Source organism: Rhizobacter sp. P2_H2, from assembly GCF_056403375.1.
The window spans coordinates 1-584 of sequence record NZ_JBFUFP010001800.1; the positions used below are offsets into that span (position 1 = coordinate 1).

Below are 584 nucleotides of genomic sequence, written 5' to 3' on the forward strand. Positions count from 1 at the left end.
TCCGAGCGCGCCACCGCCAGCAGCTGCTGCACCATCCGCTCCGAGCGGATCACGCCCTGCTCCAGCTCGTCCAGCGCATCCTGCCGCGCGGCCGGGCTGTCCGAGCGGCGCAGCAGGTGCACCTGCAGGCGCAGCGCGGTCACCGGTGTGCGCAGCTCGTGCGCCGCATCGGCCAGAAAGCGCCGCTGCGCCGAGAACGCTTCCGACAACCGGCCGAGCAGGTCGTTGATCGACAGCACCAGCGGCTTGATCTCGCGCGGCACGCCGTCGGTGGCGATCGGCAGCATCGAGCGGGCGCTGCGCGCCGCCACGTCGCGCGCCGTATCGCCCAGCGGCTGCAGGCCGCGCCGCAGCCCGAACAGCAGCAGCCCGCCGACCACGACCACCAGCACCAGCATCGGCGGGAACACCTTGGCCCCCGATTCGGCCGCCATCTGGTGCCGCTGCGAGACGCGCTGCGCCGCCTGCGCGATGCCGTCGGCGGCCACGCTCGAATAGACGATCCAGGCCTCGCCGTCGACGTCGAGCCGCGCGAGCCCCTCGGTGCGCGAGAACGGCAGCTTCACGCGCGGGTCCGAGGCGTA

General features: G+C 73.6%; 1 protein-coding gene. It reads right to left on the reverse strand.

Annotated elements, in window-relative coordinates:
• On the reverse strand, nt 1–566 hold a 566-nt coding region (locus tag AC1D15_RS36285; protein WP_477829900.1), incomplete at its 3' end, for a histidine kinase dimerization/phospho-acceptor domain-containing protein.
• Nucleotides 567–584 lie beyond the last annotated feature (18 nt).